We start from the raw sequence: 23,141 nt of genomic DNA, 5'->3' as shown, positions 1-23,141 counted from the left end.
AAGGGTGGAAACGGCTTGCCATCCTCCCCCGATGATCAGTCGGGGACTATGACCTCGCAAAGAGGCCTCAGTCGAGATACAAGGGTGGAAAACCGCGTAGCGTTTTCCACGCGGGTTAACTGCCCCCTCTCCCTGAGGGAGAGGGCTGGGGTGAGGGGGACCACAACCCTCACTCATCCTCGACGATCAGCACAACCAGATCCTTGGGCCCGTGGGCGCCATAAGCCAGCACCTGTTCGATGTCGGCGGTCTTGGATGGCCCGGAGATCAGCAAGGCGTTGGTCGGCATGCCGTCCTGCCAGCGGTGTTGTTGCTGCAACTCGTAGAAGTTGTCCACCACGGTGCTGGCCCTGAGCAGGGCGATGTGCAGCGGGGGCACCAGGCTCATCAGGCGCGGCTCCTGGCGATCCGGCCAGAGCACCAGGCTGCCGGTGGCGGCCAGGGCGCCCAGGGTGCCGGTGAGGCTGGCCGGGGTGTCGTTGAACAGCTCGGCCTTCCATTCTTCCACGGGGCGATCATAGGCCTTCCAGCGCGGTGAGCCGTCGCCCTGCCAGCGCTCCACCAGGCGCGCGCCGTGGGGCGTGCCGGGGGCGATCAGCAGTTGGTCCAGCCCCCGTTCGGCGAGGATGCGCTCGACCAGCGTCGGCCAGTCCGCCGCGGTGGTCAAATGGGTTTCGGTATGCACCGTTTCCATCAGGGTACGCAGGCGGGCGACGCGCTCTTCAGGCCGATAGCGCCAGGGTTCGGTCACCAGGGCTTCGTCGAAGGTATCCGCCAGCGGCTGGGTGCCCTGCAGACTGCCGCGCAGCTTGGCGAGGATGTTGTCGCGGGCGCTCATGGGCGTTTCTCCAAGTGTTCGCGGGCCAATTCGTGCAGCGAGCGGGATGCCGGCCTGGGCGCGCTGTGGTGTTCCGTCCAGGGGCCGAGCTGGCCCGGGGTGAAGCGGCCGAAGCGGGTGGCCAGATAGCTGAAGCCACGGTAGAGCAGCGGCGAGGTGTAGAGATTCTGCCAGGCATGCCAGGTCCAGCGCTCCCGGGCGGAGAACTTGCTGCCCTGGCCGCGCAGCAGGTGCGGCTCGGCTTCGGGGGCCTTGACGTTCTCTTCGCGCAATCGCCGCAACAGCGCCGGAATCGGGATCTTGACCGGGCAGACCTCGCCGCAGGCGCCGCACAGCGAGGAGGCGCTGGGATGATCCGGTGCGCGCTCCAGGCCGACCAGGTGCGGGGTGATGATGGCGCCGATGGGGCCGGGGTAGACCTCGCCATAGGCGTGGCCACCGATGCGGGTATAGACCGGGCAGTGGTTCATGCAGGCGCCGCAGCGGATGCAGTTGAGGGTCTGGCGCAATTCGCTGTCGGCGAAGGCCTGGCTGCGACCATTGTCCAGCAGCACCAGGTGCACCTCGCGAGGGCCGTCCAGTTCCTCGGCCTTGCGCGGACCGGAGATCATGTTGACGTAGGTGGTGATCGGCTGGCCCAGGGCGGAGCGGGTCAGCAGCGACAGCAGCGGCACCACGTCGCGCAGATTCTCCACCACCTTCTCGATGCCGGTCACGGCGATGTGCACCGGCGGCACCGTGGTGGACATCCGCCCATTGCCCTCGTTTTCCACCAGCAGCAGGGTGCCGGTCTCGGCGACGGCGAAATTGACCCCGGAGATGCCGATGTCGGCCTCGAAGAATTTCTGCCGCAGCACCCGCCGACCGGTCTGGATGAGTTCGTCGACGTCGGTGGTGTAGGGCTCGTCCAGATGCTCGTGGAAGAGGGTGCCGACCTGCTGCCGGTTGAGGTGGATGGCCGGCATGATGATGTGCGACGGCTTCTCGCCGGCGAGCTGGATGATGTACTCGCCCATGTCCGACTCCAGGCAGTCGATGCCCTGGGCGCCGAGGACGTGGTTCATGTCCATCTCTTCGCTGACCATGGACTTGCCCTTGATCAGCAGTTTGGCCGCATGGCGCTCGGCGATCTGCTGGACGATGGCGTTGGCCTCGGCCGTGGTCTCGGCCCAGTGCACCTGGACGCCATTGCGCGTGAGGTTAGCCTCCAGGCGTTCCAGCAGCTCCGGCAGCTTGGACAGCGCCCGGGCACGGGTGCGATTGCCCAGTTCGCGCAGGCGCTCGCGCTCGTCGGCATCGCTCATGCTGGCCAGGCGCTTGGTCATCAGCGAATCCATGGCCGTGCGGAAGTTGCGCCTGAGCTGGTCGTCGCCCAGGGCCTGCCGCGCACGGGTCTTAAAGGGAGGCGCTTCGCTGACGTCGGTGAGGGGGATCTTCAGCATCTCGTTCATGCGGCACCTCCGATACGGCGCCAGAGAAAGCTCGCCAGGTGTTCGCCACGCAGGGCGGCGCGCTGCTTTTCCAGGGCGCCGTTGATGTTCATCAGGCACCCGCAGTCGGCGGTGAGCACCTGGGCCGCGCCGCTGTCCTGCAGGGCACGGGTCTTGTCCGCCACCATGGCGCCGGAGATGTCCGGCATCCGCACCGAGAAGGTGCCGCCAAAGCCGCAGCATTCGCTCTCGTGGTCATGGTCGACACGCTCCACGGCCTCTAGCTGGCCGAGCAGGGCGCGGCCGTGCAGGTGGGTCTGCATCTCGCGGCGGGCGCTGCAGGAGGTGTGCAGCGCCACCTTGGTCGGAGCGCCGCGATCCTGGTAGTCGACCTGGCAGACGTGCAGCAGGAATTCCGCGAGCTCGTAGGTGCGCTCGGCCAGATCCTGCACCTGACGCAGGGTCTCGGGTTCGTCGGCGAACAGCTCGGCATAGTGATGGCGGAGCATCCCGGCGCAGGAGCCGGAAGGCACCACCACCGGCCAGGGCTCGGCGAACAGCGCCAGCTGGGTGCGCGCCACGGCGCGGGCTTCCTCGGTGTAGCCCGAGGTGTAGGCCGGCTGGCCGCAGCAACTCTGCGCCTGGGGGAAATGCACGCGCAGGCCTTCGCGCTCCAGCAGGCGGATGCTGTCCATGCCGGCTTCGGGATAGAAGAGGTCCACCACGCAGGTGCCGAACAGATAGACCTGGGTCGGCTTCTGCTGCGGATAGGTCCGCGGCGGCGCCAGCGGTGGCGCGGTGCGGGTGGCGTTGGGGGCGGCGTTGTAGAAAAGATCGTTCATCAGGCGTCACTCCGGGTTGGCCCGGTAATAAGAGGACCGGCGACGGCCTGAACCGCCGCCGGGAACCGCGTGATCAGTGCACCAGCATGCCGGTGAACACATAGGCCTGCGCCAGGGTGATCAACCCGACCAGCACGGCGAAGCCGATGCTGTGGCGCACGGTGAAGCGGAACAGGTCGGACTCCTTGCCCACCATGCCGGTGGCGGCGCAGGCCACGGCGATGGATTGCGGGGAGATCATCTTGCCAGTCACGCCGCCGGAGCTGTTGGCCGCCACCAGCAGGGTGTCGGAAACACCGATCTGGTGCGCGGTGGTGGCCTGCAGCGAGCCGAACAGGGCGTTGGACGAGGTATCCGAACCGGTCAGGAACACCCCTAGCCAGCCCAGCAGCGGCGAGAAGAAGGGGAACAGCGCGCCGGTACCGGCCAGCAGCAGGGCCAGGGTGGTGGACATCCCCGAGTAGTTGACGACGAAGGCGAAGGCCAGCACCAGTCCGATGGACAGGATCGGCTTGCGCAACTCCACCAGGGTTTCCTTGAACACGCCCAGGGCGGTCGAGGGCTTGATGCGGAAGATGGCCATGGAGATCAGCGCCGAGATCAGGATCGCCGTGCCCGAAGCGGACAGCAGGTCGAGCTTGTAGACCGCCGGCATGGGCGTCGGCGTGGCCACGATCGGCAGCGTCTTGAGCACCAGCTTGTCCAGGTAGGGCACCGGCACGTTGATCACCAGCGCATAGAGGGCGCCGCCAGTGGCGAACAGCGCCTTGAAGGCCTTGGTGGTCCAGATCGTCACCACCACGGTCAGGATCAGGAACGGCGACCAGGCCTTGATCACGGTGCCCAGCGAATGCTCCGGCGGCAGGCGACCGCCGCTGCCGAAGCCCGCGCCGCCGCCCAGCATGGCGGCGCCGCCACCGCCACCGACCACGGGCGTCGCACCTGCGGTGGCATGCTGCGGCTGGCGCAGCTTGAGATAGCCGGTGAGGGCGATCATGGCGGCCAGTGACGAGGTGATGTCGGGCAGTTCCGGACCGATGAAGTTGGACGTCAGGTACTGGAACACGGCAAAGGTGCCGCCGCAGATCAGCGCCGGCTTCCAGGTTTCCCGCAGGCCGCGCATGCCGTCCATCATGAACATCAGCCAGAGCGGCACCAGCAGCGACAGCAGCGGCAGCTGGCGGCCGGTCATGGCGCCGATCTTGAAGGCGTCGATGCCGGTCACCTGGCCGGCGACGATGGTCGGGATGCCCAGGGCGCCAAAGGCCACCGGCGCGGTGTTGGCGATCAGGCAGAGCCCGGCCGCCTTCAGCGGATTGTGGCCCAGGCCCACCAGCAGGGCGGCGGTGATGGCCACCGGCGCGCCGAAACCGGCCGCACCTTCCAGAAAGGCGCCAAAGCAGAAGCCGATCAGCAGCACCTGCAGGCGTTGATCGTCGGTGATCGACAGCACCGAGCTGCGGATGATGTCGAACTGGCCGCACTTGACCGTCAGCTTGTAGAGGAATACCGCCGTGACGATGATCCAGGCGATGGGCCAGAGGCCGTAGAGGAAACCGTAGCCGGCCGAGGCCAGCGCCTTGTCCACCGGCATGCGATAGACGAACAGGGCGATGAGCAGGGCGATCGCCAGGGTGATGGCGCCCGCCACATGGCCCTTGAGTCTCAGACCGGCGAGGGCGACGAAAAAGAACAGAATGGGCAAGGCGGCGACGAAGGCCGAAAGGCCCAGGCTGCCAAGGGGGAGATAGATCTGTTGCCAGGTTTCCATCGGGTGCTCCTTGATTGTTTTTGTAGGGAGGCGGCAGTACGGGGTTGCACAAGATCGCGACCTGTGGCAAAAATTGGTAAGACCAATTTACAAGGGCGACTTCACGCACGTTAAGCGGGGTCTTTGTGCCTGTCAAACCCCTTGATGTGCGACTTTCGTCGGCCCAGCTCTTCCGCCTGGCGGACGGCCGCTGCTGTCCGCAGCATTTTTCGAGGTTTTTCATGGGGTTCGAACCGGTCAAGCAACGTCGTCTGTCCGACGACATCGTCAAGCACCTGGAAGCGCTGATCGCCGAAGGCTCGCTGCGCCCTGGCGAGCGCCTGCCGGCCGAGCGGGTGCTGGCCGAGCGCTTCGGGGTGTCGCGACCCTCGCTGCGCGAAGCCATCCAGAAGCTGATCGCGCGCGGCCTGCTGCTCAGCCGGCAGGGCGGCGGTACCTATGTCACCGAGGCGCTCAACAGCGCCTTCACCGATCCCCTGCTGCCGCTGCTGGAAAGCCGCGAGGAAACCCGCCGCGATCTGCTGGAATTTCGCCACACACTGGAAAGCGCCTGCGCCTACTACGCCGCCCAGCGCGCCACCGAGCCGGACCTGGCGCGGCTGACCCTGGCCTGGGAGCGCCTGGAGGACTGCTACCGCCGGCGCGAGACCCTGACCCGGGAAGAGGAGGGCGAGGCCGATGCCGCCTTTCACCTGGCCATCGCCGAGGCCAGCCACAACGCCGTTTACCTGCACAGCATCCGCAGCCTGTTCGAATTGCTGCGCCACCACATGGTGACCAACATCGGCGGGATGCACGCCCAACGGGGTGAGACCCGCGAGCGTCTGCTGGAGCAGCACCGGGCGCTGTACCAGGCAATCGTCGCCGGGGAAGCGGAGAATGCACGCGAGGCGGCGAGCCGCCATCTGGGTTACGTGAGAGAGGTTCTGGAGGAGGCCGGCGCCATGGCAGGCCGTCTAGCACGGGCCAAACGGCGGGATGAGCTCTAGGTAAATCTGGCAGATAACCGTATGATGGCACTATGCTATGACAATAAGTTGTCTGTCCGCGGCTAAAGTTTAGCGTTTCAGAGCTGATAACCCGGTCACACCTTCCCGCCTTCGCTGGCGTCTAGACCGGTATCTTCCTGTGGAACACGCCCCTTCTTCGCCCTCGCTCATCGACCTTACCTTCACCCCTGCATTGCTTGGTGCCTGTGGTACCGGAGCGACATTGCTGGCTGGCGGCGTGACCTCGACCACCCTGGCCCTGAGTGCCACCCAGGTGGCACTGGCCGTGGGCCTGGGTTTCTGGCAACTGCGTCGCGCCCAGGTACGCCAGGCCGAGCGCGCCGCCGAGCAGGCCGTGAGCCAGAGCCCCGCCAGCGGTCGAGACGAAGCCCTCGAAGCGCTTTGCGTGGCTGTACTGCCGGTCTGGTCCGAGCAGATCGAAGCCGCGCGGGTCCACACCGAGCAGGAAATCGTCAGCCTGACCAGTCGCTTCGCCGAACTGGCCGACCGCATTCACAGCGTGGCCGGCGCCGATCACGGCAGCGGCGATCGCCTGGTCAACCTCATGGCCAGTAGCCAGAACCAGTTGGACGGCATCCTCCAGGCCTTGCGCGAGGCGCTGTCCAGCAAGGGCGCGCTGCTCAACGAAATCAACGGCCTGGCCGGCCTGACCGAACAGCTCAAGAGCATGGCCAAGGACGTCGGCGACGTGGCGCGCCAGACCAACCTGCTGGCCCTCAACGCCGCCATCGAAGCCGCCCGTGCCGGTGAAGCCGGGCGCGGCTTCGCGGTGGTCGCCGACGAGGTGCGCAAGCTCTCCACCCTGTCCGGCGATACCGGGCAGAAGATCGGCGAAACCGTGGAAACGGTGAACGGCGCCATCGCCCGCACCCTGGAGCTTTCGCAGCTCCACGCCGAGCGCGACACCGGCACCCTGAACCAGTCCGGCGAGACCATCGAACAGGTCATCGGCACTTTTGGCGGCACCACCCGTGACGTGGTCGAGCGCAGCGATGCCCTGGCGGACAACGCCGCAGCCGTGGGCGGCGCCATCGCCGAGGTGCTGGTCGCCCTGCAATTTCAGGATCGCGTCAGCCAGATGCTCGGCCACATCCGTGACGACCAGGCCCGCCTCGAGCGCCTGGTGATCGACCGTCGCGCCCTGGCCGCCAGCGGTCAGCCGCTGCCGACCCTCGACACCCGCGGCTGGCTCGCCGACCTGGCCCGCACCTACACCATGGCCGAGCAGGTCGCCGTGCACCACGGCAAGCGACCGGCCGCCGCCCCCGCCGAATCCGATATCACGTTCTTTTAAGGAAAGCTGTCATGAGCAACAAGACCATTCTGATCGTCGACGACTCCATCTCCATCCGCCAAGTGGTGTCCATGACCCTGAAAAGCGCGGGCTACGACGTCATCGAAGGCTGCGACGGCCGCGATGCCCTGACCAAGCTGGACGGGCGCAAGGTGCACCTGATCATCAGCGACGTGAACATGCCCAACATGGACGGCATCACCTTCGTCACCGCGGCCAAGAAGCTGCCGGCCTACAAATTCACCCCGGTGATCATGCTCACCACCGAATCCGATGCCGCCAAGAAGGCCGCCGGCCAGGCCGCCGGTGCCAAGGCCTGGATGGTCAAGCCGTTCCAGCCGGCGCAGATGCTGGCGGCGGTTTCCAAGCTGATCATGCCCTGATGGCCCCGGAGGCTGCCCCCATGAACGATGTCGTTCGTACCCGCCTGCCCCTTACCGGGCCGCTGACCATCTACACCGCGGCCGACAGCAAGCCGCTGCTGATGGAGCCCCTGACCGCCGGGGTCACCGTGGCGCTGGAACTGGCCGAGGTCGATGAATTCGACTCCGCGGGTCTGCAGTTGCTGCTGCTGGCCCACCGCGAGGCGCAGCGTCTGGGCGGCAGCCTCGAACTGGTCGACCCCAGCCCCGCCGTCACCGAACTGCTGGAGCTGGCAGGTCTTGCCGACTTCTTTACCGCGGTCGCCGCGGAAGGTGTTGCCGCATGAACATGGACGAGATCCTCAAGACATTCATCGCCGAGAGCGAGGAATTGCTGCAGCAGATGGAAGCCGCGCTGCTGCAGATCGAGCAGGCGCCGGATGACGTCGAGCTGATCAATGCCATCTTTCGCGCCGCCCACACCATCAAGGGTTCGGCCGGGCTGTTCGGCCTGGACCATGTGGTGGCCTTCACCCATGTCGCCGAAAGCGTGCTCGACCGCATCCGCAGCGATGAGCTGGCCTTCGACGAGACCCTGTCGGCGCTGTTCCTGGAGGTCTGCGACCACCTCAACGGCCTGATCGCCCGGGTATCGTCCGGCAGCGAGCCGGAGCCCGACTTCCAGGCCGCCGGCGCCGTGCTGGTGCAGCGCCTGGAGCACTATCTGCAGCCGAGCGCCAAGGCCGCCCAGCCGGCCGCCACCGCCCGTAGCCTGGCGGCACCGGTCGATGGCGTGGCCGCCGGCCACTGGCACCTGTCGCTGCGCTTCGGTCCGGACATGCTGCGCAACGGCATGGATCCGTTGGCCTTCGTGCGCTACCTCAACAGCTTTGGCCGCATCGTCAACATCGTCACCCTGACCGATGCCATCCCGGCCGCGGCGGAGATGGACCCGGAGACCTGCTACCTGGGCTTCGAGGTCGCCTTCGACAGCGACGCCGACAAGGCGACCATCGAGGCGGCCTTCGAATTCGTCCGCGAGGACAGCCAGATCCGCATCCTTCCGCCGCACAGCCGCAGCAGCGACTACTGCCAGCTGATCGACGACCTGGCCGAGGAAGACCTGCGCCTGGGCGAGATCCTGGTGCGCTGCGGCACCCTGACCGCCACCGAGCTGGACGAGGTGCTGCGCCGCCAGGCCGATCCGGCCACGCCGCGGCAGCCCATCGGCGAAGCCCTGGTGGAGGCCCAACTGGTCAATCCGCCGGTGGTGGATGCAGCCCTGAACAAGCAGCGCAAGATCAAGGAGCAGCGCGCGCCGGCCGGCGAAGGCCAGCTGATCCGTATCGACGCGACCAAGCTCGACCAGCTGATCGACCTCATCGGCGAACTCATTATCGCCGGTGCCGGGACCCAGCTGATCGCCCAGCAGAGCGGCCTGGCGGCTCTCGTGGAATCCACCGGGGTGCTGTCGCGCCTGGTGGAAGAGGTGCGCGACACCGCCCTGACCCTGCGCATGGTGCAGATCGGTACCACCTTCAACCGCTTCCAGCGCGTGGTCCGCGACGTCTCCAAGGAGATCGGCAAGGACATCGCCCTGCGCATCAGCGGCGGCGAGACCGAGCTGGACAAGACTGTGGTGGAAAAGATCGGCGATCCGCTGACCCACCTGATCCGCAACGCCATGGACCATGGCATCGAATCCGCCGAGCTGCGCCTGGCGCGGGGCAAGCCGGCCCAGGGCACCGTGGGGCTCAACGCCTACCACGAGTCGAGCAGCATCGTCATCGAGGTCACCGACGACGGCGGCGGTCTGTCGCGCGAGCGCATCCTGCGCAAGGCGACCGAGCGCGGCCTGATCGCCGAGGGCCAGGTGCTGGCCGACAAAGACGTGTTCAACCTGATCTTCGAACCGGGCTTCTCCACCGCCGAGCAGATCAGCAACCTGTCCGGTCGCGGCGTCGGCATGGACGTGGTGAAAAAGAACATCACCGCCCTGCGCGGCAGCGTCGACCTCACCAGCGAGGAAGGCCGTGGCACCACGGTGACCATTCGCCTGCCGCTGACCCTGGCGATCATCGACGGCTTCCTCATCGGCGTCGGCAAGGCCACCTATGTGGTGCCCCTGGAGGCGGTGGAGGAGTGCATCGAGCTGACCGAGGCGGCCAGTGTCCAGGCCAACGGCAACGACTACCTCGACCTGCGCGGCGAGGTGTTGCCGGTGCTGCGCCTGCGCCAGCTGTTCGCCATCGAGGAAGCGCCGCCGCGGCGGCAGAACGTGGTGGTGGTGCGCTATGCCGGCCAGCGCGCCGGTCTGGTGGTCGATCAGCTGCTCGGCGAATTCCAGACCGTGATCAAGCCGCTCGGTCCGCTGTTCGGCCACAACCGCAGCCTTGGCGGTTTCACCATCCTGGGTACCGGCGCCGTGGCGCTGATCCTCAACGTGCCCGGCCTGATAGGCGAGGCCGCGTCTACCAGCGTTACTGCTCCAGTCCACGCTCCCGTGCCGACCTGACCGCCAAGGAATTAGAGTCCATGACCGTTACCAAACGCATGTCCCTGCTGGTCCTCTCCGCGCTGCTGGGCATCATCCTGCTGGCCGGCATTGCCTACCAGCAGCTGAGCCAGGTGTATGAGCGCGCCAACTATGGCAACGACAACACCGTGCCATCGATTCTGGGTATCGATGCCATCGACGCCCATTCCGCCGACATCATCACCGGCATCTACCGCCATCTGGCCGCCGACGGTGATGCGGCGACGCGCGAGGCCGAAAAGGAATTGACCGAGGCGCAACAGCTGACCGAAAAGGCCCTCAAGGACTATGAGCCGCTGATCTCCGACGAGACCGATCGCCGTATGCTGCAGGATGATCGTCAGGCCATCGCGCAACTCAACGATCTCGTGGCCACCGTGCTGCCGCTGTCGCGGGCCAGCCAGGACGAGGACGTCAAGCGCATCCTCGGCGAGAAGCGCAAGGTCATCGACCACGTGGGCGACACCCTCGATGCGCACCGCGGCTACAACCAGAAACTGGGCAGCGAGCAGGCGCTGGTCGCCGGTCATACCATGAGCCAGGCCACCGTCCTCTCCATCGGCATCGCCCTGGCGACCCTGCTGCTGATCGGCCTGCTCGGCTTCTTCATCACCCGCAACCTGCTGCGCCAGCTCGGCGGCGAGCCGGCCGAGGTGGCCAGGGTCGCCAACCGCACCGCCGCGGGCGACCTGCCCGACGATCTGCAGCTGCGCGCGGGCGACGATTCCAGCCTGATGGCCGCCATGCAGCGCATGGTGGTGACCCTGCGCGGTCTGGTCCAGGAAATGAGCGCTATGGCCAGCGAGCACGATCGGGGCGAGACCGAGGCGCGTATTCCGCTGGAACGCTTCCAGGGCACCTTCCGCAACGTCGCCGAAGGCGTCAACGCCATGGTCGCCGGCCACCTGAGCGATTCCGCCAAGGCCATGGCGTGTGTCAAGCGCTTTGGCGAGGGCGATCTGGCCGCGCCGCTGGAGCGTTTCCCCGGCAAGAAGGGAATGATCAATGACAACATAGAGCGGCTGCGCAGCAACATACAGGCGCTGATGGCCGAGATGCAGCGCATGTCGCAAGAACACGATGCCGGCGACATCGATATCTGCATCGACACGGAGCGCTTTCAAGGCTCCTAACGTGAGATTGCCATCGGCATCAATGCGATGGTAGCAGGCCACATTGCGGTCAAGAAAAAGGCGATGGCCTGCATCAAGGCCTTTGGTGAGGGGGATCTTTCGGCACCCCTGGAGCGATTCCCAGGCAAGAAGGCCTTCATCAACGACAACATCGAGCAGGTGCGTACCAATATCCAGCGTCTGATAGACGATGCTCAGTACCTGAGTCAGGCTGCCATGACCGGACAGTTGGATACCCGCGCCGACGCCAGCGCCCACCAGGGCGACTTCCGCAGGATCGTCGCCGGCATCAACGGCACCCTCGACGCCATCGTCGCCCCAGTCAACGAGGCCATGGGCGTGATGGCCGGGCTGGCCCAGGGCGACCTGAGTCGCACCGTGCGCGGGGACTATCAGGGGCAGTTGCTGGAACTCAAGGAGTCGATCAACAGCACCGTAGGCAAGCTGAATCAAATCATCGGCGACGTGCGCCTGTCGGCCGACTCCCTGGCCAGCGCCTCCGAAGAGATCTCTGCCACCGCGCAAAGTATGAGTGAGGCCAGCACCGAACAGGCAGCCTCGGTTGAGGAGACCAGCGCCAGCGTCGAGCAGATGTCGGCCTCCATCGCCCAGAACACCGAAAATGCCAAGGTCACCGATGGCATGGCCGGCAAGGCTGCGCGGGAAGCGGGCGAGGGTGGTCAGGCAGTCAGCGAGACCCTGGTGGCCATGAAGACCATCGCCGAGAAGATCGGCATCGTCGACGACATCGCCTACCAGACCAATCTGCTGGCGCTCAACGCCGCCATCGAGGCCGCCCGTGCCGGCGAGCATGGCAAGGGTTTCGCCGTGGTGGCTGCCGAGGTTCGCAAGCTGGCCGAACGCAGCCAGGTCGCGGCCCAGGAAATCGGCACCGTGGCCAAGAGCAGCGTGGCCCTGGCCGAGCGCGCCGGCACCCTGCTGGACCAGATGGTGCCGTCCATCAGCAAGACCTCCGATCTGGTGCAGGAAATCGCTGCCGCCAGCGAGGAGCAAAGCAGCGGGGTGAGCCAGATCAACGGCGCCATGCTGCAACTGAGCCAGATCACCCAGCAGAACGCCTCGGCGTCCGAAGAGCTGGCTGCCACCGCCGAAGAGATGAGTACCCAGGCGGAGCAGTTGCAGCGGCTGATGGGCTTCTTCAATACCGGCGAACGTCGGATGGTCCAGGACCTGGAGCGCGCGCTGGAGGCTTCGCGGCCCAAGGCCATGCGGGTCCCGGGCAAAGCGTTACGCAATGGCACCTCGGGCGGCGTACCTGACGGCTACGTCCCCTTCGAATCCTGACCCTTATCCAACGGCCACCTGCGGGTGGCCTTTTTGAGACCATCGACATGACCGTCATCAAGAAAATGCTGCTGCTGGTACTGTCCGCGCTATTGGGCATCCTCGTGCTGGCCGGCAGCGGGCAATACGAAATCGACAAGGTGTTCCAAGCCGCCAACTACGGCAACGACAACACCGTTCCCAGTCTCAAGGCGCTCGGGGATGTCAACGACAGCCGATCCGACTACGTGGTAAGCATCTATCGCCACGTGCTGTCGACCAGCCCCGAGGCCATGACTACGGTGGAGCAGGATATCGCTGCCGCCAAGGAGCGCATTGGCCAGAGCCTCGCCAAATACGAGGCGCTGGTCTCGGATGATCAGGATCGCGGGCTGCTGGCGACCGACCGGACCGCCTTCAATGCCCTGTTCGCCTTGGGCGAGCAGGTCGTCGCCCTGTCGCGGCAAAATCGCAACGACGAGGCCCAGACCTTGATGCGCAGTCGCGGCGACGTGATGGCCACCATCAACAAGGCCCTCGACGAGCACGTCAGCTATAACCAGGCCCTGGCGCAACAGGGCGTGCAGGTGGCCGAGAAGACCAAGGTCGAGGCCACCTGGCTGGCCCTGTCCATCGCCCTGGCGACTCTGCTGGCCGTGGCCCTGCTGGGCTTCTTCATCACCCGCAATCTGCTGCGTCAGCTGGGCGGTGAGCCCGCCGCCGTGGCGACGCTGGCCGGTCGTGTGGCAGCCGGTGATCTGCCGGATGACATCAAGCTGCGCGGCGATGACAAGACCAGCCTGATGGCGGCCATGCAGAACATGGTCACCACCCTGCGTGGTCTGATCAGCGAAATGAGCAGCATGTCGGCGGCCCACGACCGCGGCGAGACCGTGGTGCGCATCCCGGCCGAGCGCTTCCAGGGTGCGTATCGCAGCATGGCCGAAGGGGTCAACGGCATGGTCGCCGGACATCTGAGCGATTCCAGCAAGGCCATGGCCTGCGTCAAGAGCTTTGGCGAGGGTGATCTGTCGGTGCAGCTGGAACGCTTCCCCGGCCAGAAGGCGGTGATCAACGACAACCTGGAGCAGGTGCGCGGCAATATCCAGCGTCTGGTCGAAGACGCCAACCAGCTGAGCCAGGCCGCCATGGCCGGACGTCTCGATACCCGCGCCGATGCCAGTGCCCACCAGGGCGATTTCCGCCGCATCGTCGCCGGCATCAACGGTACCCTCGATGCCATCGTCGCCCCGGTCAACGAAGCCATGGGCGTCATGGCGGGCCTCGCCCAGGGTGACCTGAGCCGCACCGTGCGCGGTGACTACCAGGGCCAGCTGCTGGAGCTCAAGGAATCGATCAACGGCACCGTCGGTAAACTGAATCAGATCATCGGCGACGTGCGCCTGTCGGCCGATGCCCTGGCCAGTGCTTCGGAGGAAATCTCCGCCACTGCCCAGAGCATGAGCCAGGCCAGTACCGAACAGGCCGCCTCGGTCGAGGAGACCAGCGCCAGCGTCGAGCAGATGTCGGCCTCCATCGCCCAGAACACCGAGAACGCCAAGGTCACCGATGGCATGGCCGGCAAGGCCGCGCGCGAGGCCAACGAAGGTGGCGAGGCGGTGGGAGAGACCCTGGTCGCCATGAAGACCATCGCCGAGAAGATTGGCATCGTCGACGACATCGCCTACCAGACCAACCTGCTGGCGCTCAACGCCGCCATCGAGGCCGCTCGTGCCGGCGAGCACGGCAAGGGTTTCGCCGTGGTGGCCGCCGAGGTCCGCAAGCTGGCCGAACGCAGCCAGGTCGCCGCCCAGGAAATCGGCACCGTAGCCAAGAGCAGCGTGGCCCTGGCCGAGCGCGCCGGGTCATTGCTCGACGAAATGGTACCGTCCATCAGCAAGACCTCCGATCTGGTACAGGAAATCGCCGCTGCGTCCGAAGAACAGAGTAGCGGAGTCACTCAGATCAATAGCGCCATGCTGCAACTCAACCAGATCACCCAACAGAACGCCTCGGCCTCGGAAGAGCTGGCCGCGACCGCCGAAGAAATGAGCGGTCAGGCCGAACAGCTGCAGCGCCTGATGGGCTTCTTCAACACCGGCGACGGTCGCGTGGTCCACGACCTGGAGCGTGCCATCGAGCAGACGCGTCCGGCCGCGACCCGCGCGTCCCAGCCGGCCCCGCGTCGTCCGCAGATGGCCGCGGGCGGCCTGCCGGACGGTTACGTCCGCTTCCCGGAGTAATGGCTTCATGACTGCCCTGACCCTTGGCGACATCGCCCACGAACACCTCGGCCATCAGCACCTGACCTTTGTGGTCGATGGTGAAACCTATGCGGTGGATACCCTCGCGGTACGCGAGATCATCGAGTTCGGCCAGCTGACCCAGGTCCCGCTGATGCCGGCCTGCATTCGCGGGGTGATCAACCTGCGGGGCGCCGTGGTCCCGGTAGTCGATCTGGAGGCCCGCTTCGGTGGCCAGCCGACCCGGGTCGGCCCGCGGACCTGCATCGTGATCCTGGAGGTGTGCGATGGCGAAGACACCCAGGTGCTGGGCGTGGTGGTGAACGCGGTGAGCGAGGTGCTGGAAATCGCCGCGGCGGACATCCGCCCGGCGCCGGCCTTTGGCAGTCGCCTGGCGCCGCACTTCATCGCCGGCATGGTCAAGTCCGAAGAGGGGTTCGTGACCCTGCTCGACGTGGCCCGGGTACTGGACGTACACGAACTGGCGAGCCTGGCCCAGGCCGCCAGCTGAGAGACCCTGCATTGCCATGGGCGACGTTAACCGGCGCCTCCTAATCGATACAGTCGTAACCGGCGCCGGAGGCGCTTTCACCATGCTGAACACACTTCGCGTTTCGACCAAGCTGGCGCTCGGTTTCGGGGCCGCCATCCTGATGCTGCTGCTGGTCATGGGCGTCGCCCTGCTGAACATGGGCACCATGAAGGAGTCGGCCGACAACATGTCGAAGTTCCGTTTCCCCATGACCGTCCAGGCCAACACCCTGGTACGCAACACCCTGGATAACGGGCGCCTGCTACGCAACCTGTTGCTGCTGGACGATGAGCGCGCCGTGGCCAAGACCAGGGAAGACATTGCCAAGCTGCGCGCAGCCAACAATGACATTCTGGCTGATCTGCAAAAGAAGATCGTCAGCGACGAAGGCAAGCAGAAACTCGCTGCAGTCTTGGATGCGCGTCAACGCTTGCAGGACAAATACGTCGAGTATTTCCGCCTGCTGGATACCGACCGCGGCCAGGCCCGGGACTATCTGCTGAACGTCTTCGCCCCCAACAACAACGAGCTGGTCGCCGCCCTCGGCGCCATGAACGACCTGCAGGCCCAGCGCATGCAGGAAGCTGGCGAAGCGGCCACGGCCGCCTATGTGGATGCGCGTAACCTGATGCTGGTGATCGGCGCGGTGGCGACCCTGATCGCAATCCTGCTCGGCTACCTGATCACCCGCAGCCTGATCCGGCAGCTGGGTGGCGAACCGGCCTATGCCGCCGAGGTGGTGCAGCGCGTTGCTCGTGGTGACCTGAGCGTCGAGGTGGTGACCCGCGAGGGTGATACCACCAGCATGCTGGCCGCCGTGCGCACCATGACTACCACCCTAGCACAGATCATCAGTGACGTGCGCAGCTCGGCCGATGGCCTGGCCAGCGCCTCCGAAGAGGTCTCGGCCACCGCCCAGAGCATGAGCCAGGCCAGCACCGAACAGGCAGCCTCCGTCGAGGAAACCAGCGCCAGCATCGAAGAGATGTCGGCCTCCATCGCCCAGAACACCGAGAACGCCAAGGTCACCGACGGCATGGCCGGCAAGGCCGCACGGGAAGCGGACGAGGGTGGTCAGGCCGTGCGCGAGACGCTGGTGGCCATGAAGACCATCGCCGACAAGATCGGCATCGTCGACGACATCGCCTACCAGACCAATCTGCTGGCGCTCAACGCCGCCATCGAGGCCGCCCGCGCCGGCGAGCACGGCAAGGGCTTCGCCGTGGTGGCCGCCGAGGTGCGCAAGCTGGCCGAACGCAGCCAGGTCGCCGCCCAGGAGATCGGCACCGTCGCCAAGAGCAGCGTGGCCCTGGCCGAGCGCGCCGGGTCCCTGCTGGGCGAGATGGTGCCTTCCATCAACAAGACCTCCGACCTGGTGCAAGAAATCACCGCGGCGTCCGAAGAGCAGAGTGCCGGCGTCGAGCAGATCAACGGCGCCATGCTGCAACTGAGCCAGATCACCCAGCAGAATGCCTCGGCGTCCGAAGAGCTGGCCGCCACCGCGGAAGAAATGAGCGGCCAGGCCGAGCAGCTCCAGCAGATGATGGAATTCTTCACCCTGAGCGGTTCGCCGGTGGCCCAGCAGGTCGCCCGTCCCGGCGCCAACCGCTCGGGTCCGAGCCTGGCCGAGCGCACCTCCGCCCTGATCGACTCACCCCGTCGCGCGCCCCGTGGCAGCGTGCCGGCCGGTTTCGCCCGTTTCGAGGAGCACGCCTGATGCTATCGCGCCAGTTTCTGACCTTTCAGCTCGCCGGTGATCTCTACGGCGTGAACACCGGTTGCGTGCGGGAGATCATCGAGTACGGCGCGGTGACCACGGTACCCATGCTGCCGCCGGCCATCCGCGGCGTCATCAACCTGCGCGGCGCCGCCGTGCCGGTCATGGACCTTGGCGTGCGCTTTCGCAACGAGGTGACCGAGACCTCCCGCCGCAGCTGCATCGTGGTGCTGGAGATCCAGGTCGACGGCGGCCCCCAGGTATTCGGCATCGTGGTGGACGCGGTCTGCGAGGTGCTGGAGATCGCCGCCGACGGCATCGAGCCGGCGCCGCGCTTCGGCGCCTCGATCCGCACCGACTTCATCCTCGGCATGGCCAAGCAGGGTGCCGGTTTCGTCATCCTGCTCGACATGGATCGGGTCCTGGGCGCAGACGATCTCGCCCAGCTCGCCGCCATGACGGCTGCCTGAGTCGCGAACCATGGAACTCCCCGCGCTGACCGACAGCGAATTCCGCCAGTTTCGTAGCTTCATCTTCCGGGTCGCCGGCATCAGCATGTCCGATGCCAAGCGCCCGCTGGTGAGCGGTCGCCTGGCCAAGCGAGTGCGCCAGCGCGGCACGCCCAGCTACGACGCCTATTTCCAGCTGATCCAGCGCGACCAGGCGGAATGCCAGATGGCGGTCGATCTCCTGACCACCAACGAGACCTACTTCTTCCGCGAGCCCAAGCACTTCGACTTCCTGCGCGAGCAGGTGCTGCCGAACTGGGACAGACGCCAGCCGTTGCGGCTGTGGAGCGGCGCCTGCTCCTCGGGGGAGGAGCCCTATACCCTGGCCATGACCCTGGCCGAAGGGCTGGGCGAGCGCCCCTGGGAAATCGTCGCCTCCGACCTCAGCACCCGGGTGCTGGCCAAGGCGCGCAACGCCCAGTATCCGCTCGCCGAAGCCGAGAACATCCCGCCGGCGCTGTTGCGGCGCTATTGCTTCAAGGGCGTGGGCGACAACGACGGCACCTTTCTGGTGGATCCGCGGCTGACCGCGCGGATCGCCTTTCGCCAGATCAATCTGAACAACAACCTGCCGGAACTGGGCACCTTCGACATCATCTTTCTGCGCAACGTGATGATCTACTTCGACGTGCCCACCAAGCGCCAGGTGGTGGCCCGTCTGGTTCGCCATCTGCGACCCGGTGGCTATTTCTTCGTCAGCCATTCCGAGAGCCTCAACGGGGTGACCGACGCCTTGAAAATGGTCAGTCCTTCCATCTATCAACGTCCGCTCTAGCCATGGCAGCCGCGCCGGAACTGTTTCTGCGTCCTGGCGACTGGTATTTCGGCCAGGGCGAGTTGCGGATCCGGACCATCCTGGGCTCCTGCGTATCCTTTGTCTTCTGGCACCCGCAGCGACGCCTCGGCGGCATGACCCATGCGCTGTTGCCCACGCGCCAGCGCGCCGCGCCCGGCGCGCCCGCCGACGGTCACTATGTCGACGAATCCCTGCAGTTGATGCTGGACGCGATCGCCCGCCATGGCGGCGATCTGCCCGGCTACCAGGTGCACCTCTACGGGGTGGCAACATGTTTCCCCAGCTCCTGCGCGATCGCGTACGCAACATTGGCGACGTCAATGTCGAGGCGGCGCTGGCGCAACTGGCCCAGGCCGGTATCCATGCGAAGCGGACCCACGTCCGCGGCGCCGGCCATCGCAAACTGTCCCTGGACCTCGTCGACGGCCGGGTGCTCATGCAACAGGTGGAGCTACCCTATGTTCCGCCGCTTACGAGACTTACTCCATGAACAAGATCAAGGTCCTTATCGTCGACGACTCCGCCGTGGTGCGGCAGGTGCTCGCCCAGAGTCTCGCGGAGGATCCGGCCATCGAGGTGTTGGGGGTCGCCGCCGACCCGGTGTTCGCCCAGGACAAGATGCGCAAGCAGTGGCCCGACGTCATCGTGCTGGACGTGGAGATGCCGCGCATGGACGGCATCACCTTTCTCAAGAAGATCATGGCCGAGCGCCCGACCCCGGTGGTGATCTGCTCGACCCTGACCGAGAAGGGTGCCGCCACCACCCTGCAGGCCATGGCCGCCGGGGCGGTCAGCATCGTCACCAAGCCCCAGGCCAACCTCAAGCAATTCCTCAAAGACGCCTCGGACGACCTCACCAGCGCGGTCAAGGCCGCCGCCCGGGCCAATCTCAAGCGCCTGGCGCCGCGTGGCGTGCCGGTGGTGCCGACGCCCAAGCTCAGCGCCGACGCCATCCTCCCGGCCGGCGGCAGTCCGGCCATGGCGCGCACCACCGAACGCATCGTCGCCCTGGGCACCTCCACCGGTGGCACCCAGGCCCTGGAGGCGGTGCTGACCTCGCTGCCGCGGGTCTGCCCCGGCATCGTGGTGGTCCAGCACATGCCCGAGCGCTTCACCGCCGCCTTCGCCGAACGCCTGGATCGCCTCTGCGAGCTGGAAGTGCGCGAAGCCCGGCATGGCGATCGGGTCCTGCCGGGGCGGGTGCTGATCGCGCCGGGTGGTCGCCACATGCTGCTCAAGCGCAGTGGCGCCCAGTACCAGGTGGACGTGGTCGACGGCCCGCCGGTCAGTCGTCATCGACCCTCGGTGGACGTGCTGTTCCGTTCGGTGGCGCGGGCCGCCGGCAGCAATGCTCTGGGTATCATCATGACCGGCATGGGCGACGACGGCGCCCGTGGGCTCAAGGAGCTGCGCGAGGCTGGCGGCCGTACCCTCGGCCAGGACGAAGACAGCTGCGTGGTCTATGGCATGCCCAAGGAAGCCATGAAGCTCGGCGCGGTGGAGCAGGAGATCGGCCTCAACCAGATCGCCGCCGCCATCCTCAAAGGTGGGGCCTAGACGAACTTGCGGGGCAGGCGGGACTCCAAGCGCGAGCACGCGAGGAGAGCCCCATGTTCGACATCTGCCACTGGATCAACGAGCCCGAAACCTGGCTGGCCGAGCCCGAGCGGCTGCGGGTCATCACCGATCGCCACAGTGACTTCTGGAACCACACCCACGACGGCGGCGAGCGCCACAGTGGTCACTTCTTCGGCGCCCGGGTCACCAGCGGCTTCACCGCCCAGCTGCGGGTGGCGGCGCGCTGCAAGAACCAGGGCGACCATGCCGGCTTGATGGTGCGGATCGACGAACAGCATTGGCTGCGGGCCGGCATCGGCTACTTCGACGATACCCCGCAATTGCTCAGCGTCCTGACCCTGGGACGCTCGGATCTGGCCGTGGGCGCACCGCTGGGCGAGCGCGAAGAGTTGTGGTTGAGGATTACCCTGACCCAGGGCACCCTGCGGGTCCAGGCCTCGCTCGACGGTCAGCGCTGGCCGCTGCTGCGCCTGGCCAGCCTGCCCGCCGCCGCCGAGTACCGGGTCGGCCCGGTCTGTGGCACCCCGGAGCGGGGTGGCATGGAGGTGGCGTTCAGCGACTTCAGTCTGCAGGCCCCGCTGCAGCGAGGCCTGGCCGATCTGAGTTGAGGTGGTGTTGCTAAGCTATGTTTTACGATCTAGCGAGCTAGAGCCAAACAAGGCCTAGGCGGCCCCGCAAAAAACGCCTGAGGAAGCGGATCGGACTCGCGCTCGAGTTTACAAATGGTAAATGAGCATTCCGACGGAGCTGGCCACCCAGGGCATTTTTAACGCAGTTAGGCCGACGCGCAGCAGATCGTTGCTGAACATCAGCCGACGGTGACGGGGGGCAGTTCGACCTGCTGCACCTGCACCGGCTTGCGCGGGGCGACCACCTTGGCGACCCCGTCGACGACCTTGTCACCGTGCTGGTTGAACACCCGGGTGGCCAGGTTCACGCGAAACTTCGGCAGCTTTTCCAGCACCTCGATTTCCACCGTCAGGGTATCGCCCAGCTTGACCGGCTTTTCGAACGTCATGGTCTGGTCGACATAGAGGGTGCCCGGGCCCGGCAGGTTGCAGGCCACCGCGGCGCTGATCAGGGCGCCACTGAGCATGCCGTGGGCGATGGGCTCGCGAAACAGCGTCTTGGCGGCGAATTCGGCGTCCAGGTGCAGCGGGTTGCAGTCCCCGGAGAGGGCGGCGAACAGCAGCACATCGCGCTGCTCGATGGTGCGGGTCACGGTCACCTTCTGGCCGATCTCGAGGGCTTCATAAGGGATGTTTTCGGTCAGGCTCATGACGCGCTCCGGCAGCTGTGACAAGGCGGCGGACGCCGCGAAGCCGGGCATTCTACCCAGGCTCGCCGCCCGAGGCTAATCGACGCCCGGAAAAGCCCCGAGAGAAGGTGACCATAATTGACCATCTGGTCATTAGGTGACGTTCGGGGCGGATATTGATGCTGTTGCGGGCAGGGCAAAGCTGCTAGGCTCGCAGGGCCGGTTCAGCGCTGATCACGGCACTCCAACGAACAATAACCATAGAGCGGGAGCGGGCTGCATGATGCCGAATTTCTGGAGTGACAAATATCCCGAGGGCATCCAGACAGACATAGACCTGGACCGTTATCGCAACGTCCTGGCGGTATTCCGCGAGGCCTGCCAGACCTACGCCGAGCGCCCGGCGTTCAGCAACCTGGGTCGCACCCTGAGCTACCGCGAACTCTATGAGCTGTCCGGTCAGTTCGCTGCCTACCTGCAAAAGCATACCGACCTGCAACCCGGCGATCGCATCGCCGTGCAGATGCCCAATGTGCTGCAGTATCCGGTGGTGGTCTTTGGCGCCATGCGCGCCGGCCTGGTGGTGGTCAACACCAACCCGCTGTACACCGCCCGCGAGATGCAGCACCAGTTCAAGGATTCCGGCGCCCGGGCGCTGGTCTGCCTGGCCAACATGGCGCACCTGGCCGAACAGGTGCTGCCGCAGACCGACATCCGGCACGTCATCATCACCGAGGTCGGCGACCTGCTGCCGACCTTCAAGCGCCTGCTGGTCAACGCCGTGGTCCGCCATGTAAAGAAGATGGTGCCGGCCTATCGCATTCCCCATTCCATCCGCTTCGTCGATGCCATGACCAAGGGCGAGCACGTCGATTTCGTCGACGCCGACCCGGCGGCCGAGGACGTCGCCGTGCTGCAGTACACCGGCGGCACCACCGGCATCGCCAAGGGCGCCATGCTGACCCACCGCAATCTGGTGGCCAACATGCTGCAATGCCAGGTGCTGATGACCAAGTACCTGGGCGGCGGCGCCCAGGTGATGATCGCGCCGCTGCCGCTCTATCACATCTATGCCTTCACCATTCACTGCATGGCCATGCTGATCCAGGGCAACCACAACGTCCTGATCACCAATCCGCGCGACCTGCCGGCGCTGGTCAAGGAACTGCGGCAGTGGCGCTTCAACGGCTTCGTCGGCCTCAACACCTTGTTCGCCGCCCTGTGCAACAACGAGGATTTCCGCCAGCTGGATTTCTCCCAGCTCAAGGTGACCTTTTCCGGTGGCATGGCGCTGCAGCAATCCGTGGCCCTGCGCTGGGAAGAGGTGACCGGCTGCGGCATCTGCGAAGGCTACGGCATGACTGAGACCAGTCCGGTGGTGAGCTTCAATCCGCTGGAGCGGCGCCGGCTGGGCACCATCGGCGTGCCGGTGCCGGGCACCGACTGCAAGGTGGTGGATGCAGATGGCGTGGCCCAGGGCTTCGATACCCCCGGCGAACTGTGCGTCAAGGGCCCCCAGGTCATGAAGGGCTACTGGCTGCGTCCCGAGGCCACCGCCGAGGTGCTGGACGCCGAGGGCTGGCTGCGCACCGGCGACATCGCCGTGATCGAGCCGGATGGCTATCTGCGCATCGTCGATCGCAAGAAGGACATGATCCTGGTGTCCGGCTTCAACGTCTATCCCAACGAGCTGGAAGAGGTACTCTCCCAGTTGCCCGGGGTGCTGCAGTGCGCCGCCATCGGTATCCCCGACGAGGTGGCGGGGGAGAAGATCAAGGTGTTCGTGGTGCTCAAGCCCGGTGCGTCCCTGACCACCGAGCAGGTGCTCAAGCACATGCACGACAACGTCACCGGCTACAAGCGCCCCAAGCTGGTGGAGTTCCGCGACAGCCTGCCGACCACCAACGTCGGCAAGATCCTGCGTCGCGAACTGCGTGACGCCGAACTCAAGAAGGCGTAACAGGACTTCACTATGTCCCCCGCGCCGCTACCTCTCGTCGACTGGTAG

Annotated in this window: 21 protein-coding genes and 2 pseudogenes; 17 read left to right on the top strand and 6 right to left on the bottom strand. The window is 66.0% G+C overall.

The window, feature by feature from the left end; all coding sequences use genetic code 11:
* Nucleotides 1-169: 169 nt before the first annotated feature.
* From EC839_RS15540 to EC839_RS15525, 4 genes are all read right to left on the bottom strand, one after another.
* Nucleotides 170-838 (bottom strand): lactate utilization protein C, encoded by a 669-nt coding sequence (locus EC839_RS15540; RefSeq protein WP_007162119.1) that lies wholly within the window; start codon nt 836-838, stop codon nt 170-172.
* Complete coding sequence (locus EC839_RS15535) at nt 835-2,289, bottom strand: LutB/LldF family L-lactate oxidation iron-sulfur protein (RefSeq protein WP_007162120.1); 1,455 nt, start codon at nt 2,287-2,289, stop codon at nt 835-837. The genes EC839_RS15540 and EC839_RS15535 overlap by 4 nt, the downstream gene beginning before the upstream one ends.
* Nucleotides 2,286-3,110, bottom strand: coding sequence for a (Fe-S)-binding protein (locus EC839_RS15530; protein WP_007162121.1), 825 nt, complete (start codon nt 3,108-3,110; stop codon nt 2,286-2,288). Before EC839_RS15530 ends, EC839_RS15535 begins: the two co-directional genes overlap by 4 nt.
* A 73-nt stretch (nt 3,111-3,183) precedes the next feature.
* Nucleotides 3,184-4,881 carry a lactate permease LctP family transporter gene (locus EC839_RS15525; RefSeq protein ID WP_007162122.1) on the bottom strand — a complete coding sequence of 566 codons (1,698 nt, stop codon included), beginning with the start codon at nt 4,879-4,881 and terminating at the stop codon, nt 3,184-3,186.
* A gap of 221 nt (nt 4,882-5,102) precedes the next feature.
* Between EC839_RS15525 and EC839_RS15520 the strand changes: the two genes are divergently transcribed.
* The 13 genes and pseudogenes from EC839_RS15520 (at nt 5,103) to EC839_RS15470 (ending at nt 18,276) form a co-directional block, all read left to right on the top strand.
* Entirely contained in the window at nt 5,103-5,870 is a 768-nt protein-coding gene (locus tag EC839_RS15520) for an FCD domain-containing protein (RefSeq protein WP_027597638.1), read from the top strand.
* A 565-nt stretch (nt 5,871-6,435) separates the two neighbouring features.
* On the top strand, nt 6,436-7,185 hold the full coding sequence (locus tag EC839_RS25035; RefSeq protein WP_237709571.1) for a methyl-accepting chemotaxis protein: 750 nt from the start codon (nt 6,436-6,438) through the stop codon (nt 7,183-7,185).
* Nucleotides 7,186-7,196: 11 nt separating this feature from the next.
* Nucleotides 7,197-7,568, top strand: coding sequence for a response regulator (locus EC839_RS15510; RefSeq protein ID WP_007162125.1), 372 nt, complete (start codon nt 7,197-7,199; stop codon nt 7,566-7,568).
* 20 nt (nt 7,569-7,588) lie between these two features.
* Nucleotides 7,589-7,894: an STAS domain-containing protein gene (locus tag EC839_RS15505; protein WP_007162126.1), complete on the top strand. Its 306-nt coding sequence runs from the start codon at nt 7,589-7,591 to the stop codon at nt 7,892-7,894.
* Entirely contained in the window at nt 7,891-10,062 is a 2,172-nt protein-coding gene (locus tag EC839_RS15500; RefSeq protein WP_007162127.1) for a chemotaxis protein CheA, read from the top strand. Before EC839_RS15505 ends, EC839_RS15500 begins: the two co-directional genes overlap by 4 nt.
* Before the next feature lie 20 nt (nt 10,063-10,082).
* Nucleotides 10,083-11,216: an MCP four helix bundle domain-containing protein gene (locus EC839_RS25030; protein WP_367575573.1), complete on the top strand. Its 1,134-nt coding sequence runs from the start codon at nt 10,083-10,085 to the stop codon at nt 11,214-11,216.
* A 27-nt stretch (nt 11,217-11,243) separates the two neighbouring features.
* Nucleotides 11,244-11,606, top strand: a pseudogene (locus EC839_RS25025) (methyl-accepting chemotaxis protein); the annotation flags it as partial.
* Between the two features lie 54 nt (nt 11,607-11,660).
* A pseudogene (locus EC839_RS25020) lies at nt 11,661-12,521 on the top strand (methyl-accepting chemotaxis protein); the annotation flags it as partial.
* 47 nt (nt 12,522-12,568) lie between these two features.
* Complete coding sequence (locus tag EC839_RS15490; protein WP_007162129.1) at nt 12,569-14,743, top strand: methyl-accepting chemotaxis protein; 2,175 nt, start codon at nt 12,569-12,571, stop codon at nt 14,741-14,743.
* Nucleotides 14,744-14,750: 7 nt separating this feature from the next.
* Complete coding sequence (locus EC839_RS15485; RefSeq protein WP_007162130.1) at nt 14,751-15,254, top strand: chemotaxis protein CheW; 504 nt, start codon at nt 14,751-14,753, stop codon at nt 15,252-15,254.
* 82 nt (nt 15,255-15,336) lie between these two features.
* Nucleotides 15,337-16,992, top strand: coding sequence for a methyl-accepting chemotaxis protein (locus tag EC839_RS15480; protein WP_132832738.1), 1,656 nt, complete (start codon nt 15,337-15,339; stop codon nt 16,990-16,992).
* Complete coding sequence (locus EC839_RS15475; protein ID WP_007162132.1) at nt 16,992-17,462, top strand: chemotaxis protein CheW; 471 nt, start codon at nt 16,992-16,994, stop codon at nt 17,460-17,462. The genes EC839_RS15480 and EC839_RS15475 overlap by 1 nt, the downstream gene beginning before the upstream one ends.
* A 10-nt stretch (nt 17,463-17,472) precedes the next feature.
* The gene (locus EC839_RS15470) at nt 17,473-18,276 is read left to right on the top strand and encodes a protein-glutamate O-methyltransferase CheR (RefSeq protein WP_007162133.1); all 804 of its coding nucleotides are present in this window, start codon (nt 17,473-17,475) and stop codon (nt 18,274-18,276) included.
* Here the strand turns inward: EC839_RS15470 and EC839_RS24570 are convergent.
* Nucleotides 18,273-18,521 carry a hypothetical protein gene (locus EC839_RS24570; protein ID WP_256681074.1) on the bottom strand — a complete coding sequence of 83 codons (249 nt, stop codon included), beginning with the start codon at nt 18,519-18,521 and terminating at the stop codon, nt 18,273-18,275. The two genes, EC839_RS15470 and EC839_RS24570, sit on opposite strands and share 4 nt — an antisense overlap.
* A gap of 47 nt (nt 18,522-18,568) precedes the next feature.
* On the opposite strand from EC839_RS24570, the gene EC839_RS24565 reads away from it, so the two are divergent.
* The 3 genes from EC839_RS24565 to EC839_RS15455 are packed head-to-tail and all read left to right on the top strand — an operon-like array spanning nt 18,569 to nt 20,483.
* Entirely contained in the window at nt 18,569-18,787 is a 219-nt protein-coding gene (locus EC839_RS24565) for a hypothetical protein (protein WP_256681073.1), read from the top strand.
* On the top strand, nt 18,784-19,854 hold the full coding sequence (locus EC839_RS15460; protein ID WP_007162135.1) for a chemotaxis response regulator protein-glutamate methylesterase: 1,071 nt from the start codon (nt 18,784-18,786) through the stop codon (nt 19,852-19,854). Before EC839_RS24565 ends, EC839_RS15460 begins: the two co-directional genes overlap by 4 nt.
* Before the next feature lie 53 nt (nt 19,855-19,907).
* Nucleotides 19,908-20,483: a DUF1349 domain-containing protein gene (locus tag EC839_RS15455; protein WP_007162136.1), complete on the top strand. Its 576-nt coding sequence runs from the start codon at nt 19,908-19,910 to the stop codon at nt 20,481-20,483.
* Nucleotides 20,484-20,683: 200 nt separating this feature from the next.
* Here EC839_RS15455 and EC839_RS15450 read toward each other — a convergent pair whose 3' ends face one another.
* On the bottom strand, nt 20,684-21,154 hold the full coding sequence (locus EC839_RS15450; protein ID WP_007162137.1) for a MaoC family dehydratase: 471 nt from the start codon (nt 21,152-21,154) through the stop codon (nt 20,684-20,686).
* Nucleotides 21,155-21,413: 259 nt separating this feature from the next.
* Here EC839_RS15450 and EC839_RS15445 point away from each other — a divergent pair, with 259 nt between their 5' ends.
* Nucleotides 21,414-23,093, top strand: a complete 1,680-nt coding sequence (locus EC839_RS15445; RefSeq protein ID WP_132832737.1) for a long-chain fatty acid--CoA ligase — start codon at nt 21,414-21,416, stop codon at nt 23,091-23,093.
* The last annotated feature ends 48 nt before the right edge of the window (nt 23,094-23,141 follow it).

The organism is Pseudomonas sp. JUb52 (genome assembly GCF_004341115.1).
In the GTDB taxonomy this organism is placed as follows: Bacteria; Pseudomonadota; Gammaproteobacteria; order Pseudomonadales; family Pseudomonadaceae; genus Chryseomonas; species Chryseomonas oryzihabitans.
Note: the sequence above shows the minus strand (reverse complement) of the source record. Positions and strands in the feature narration are given on the sequence as shown.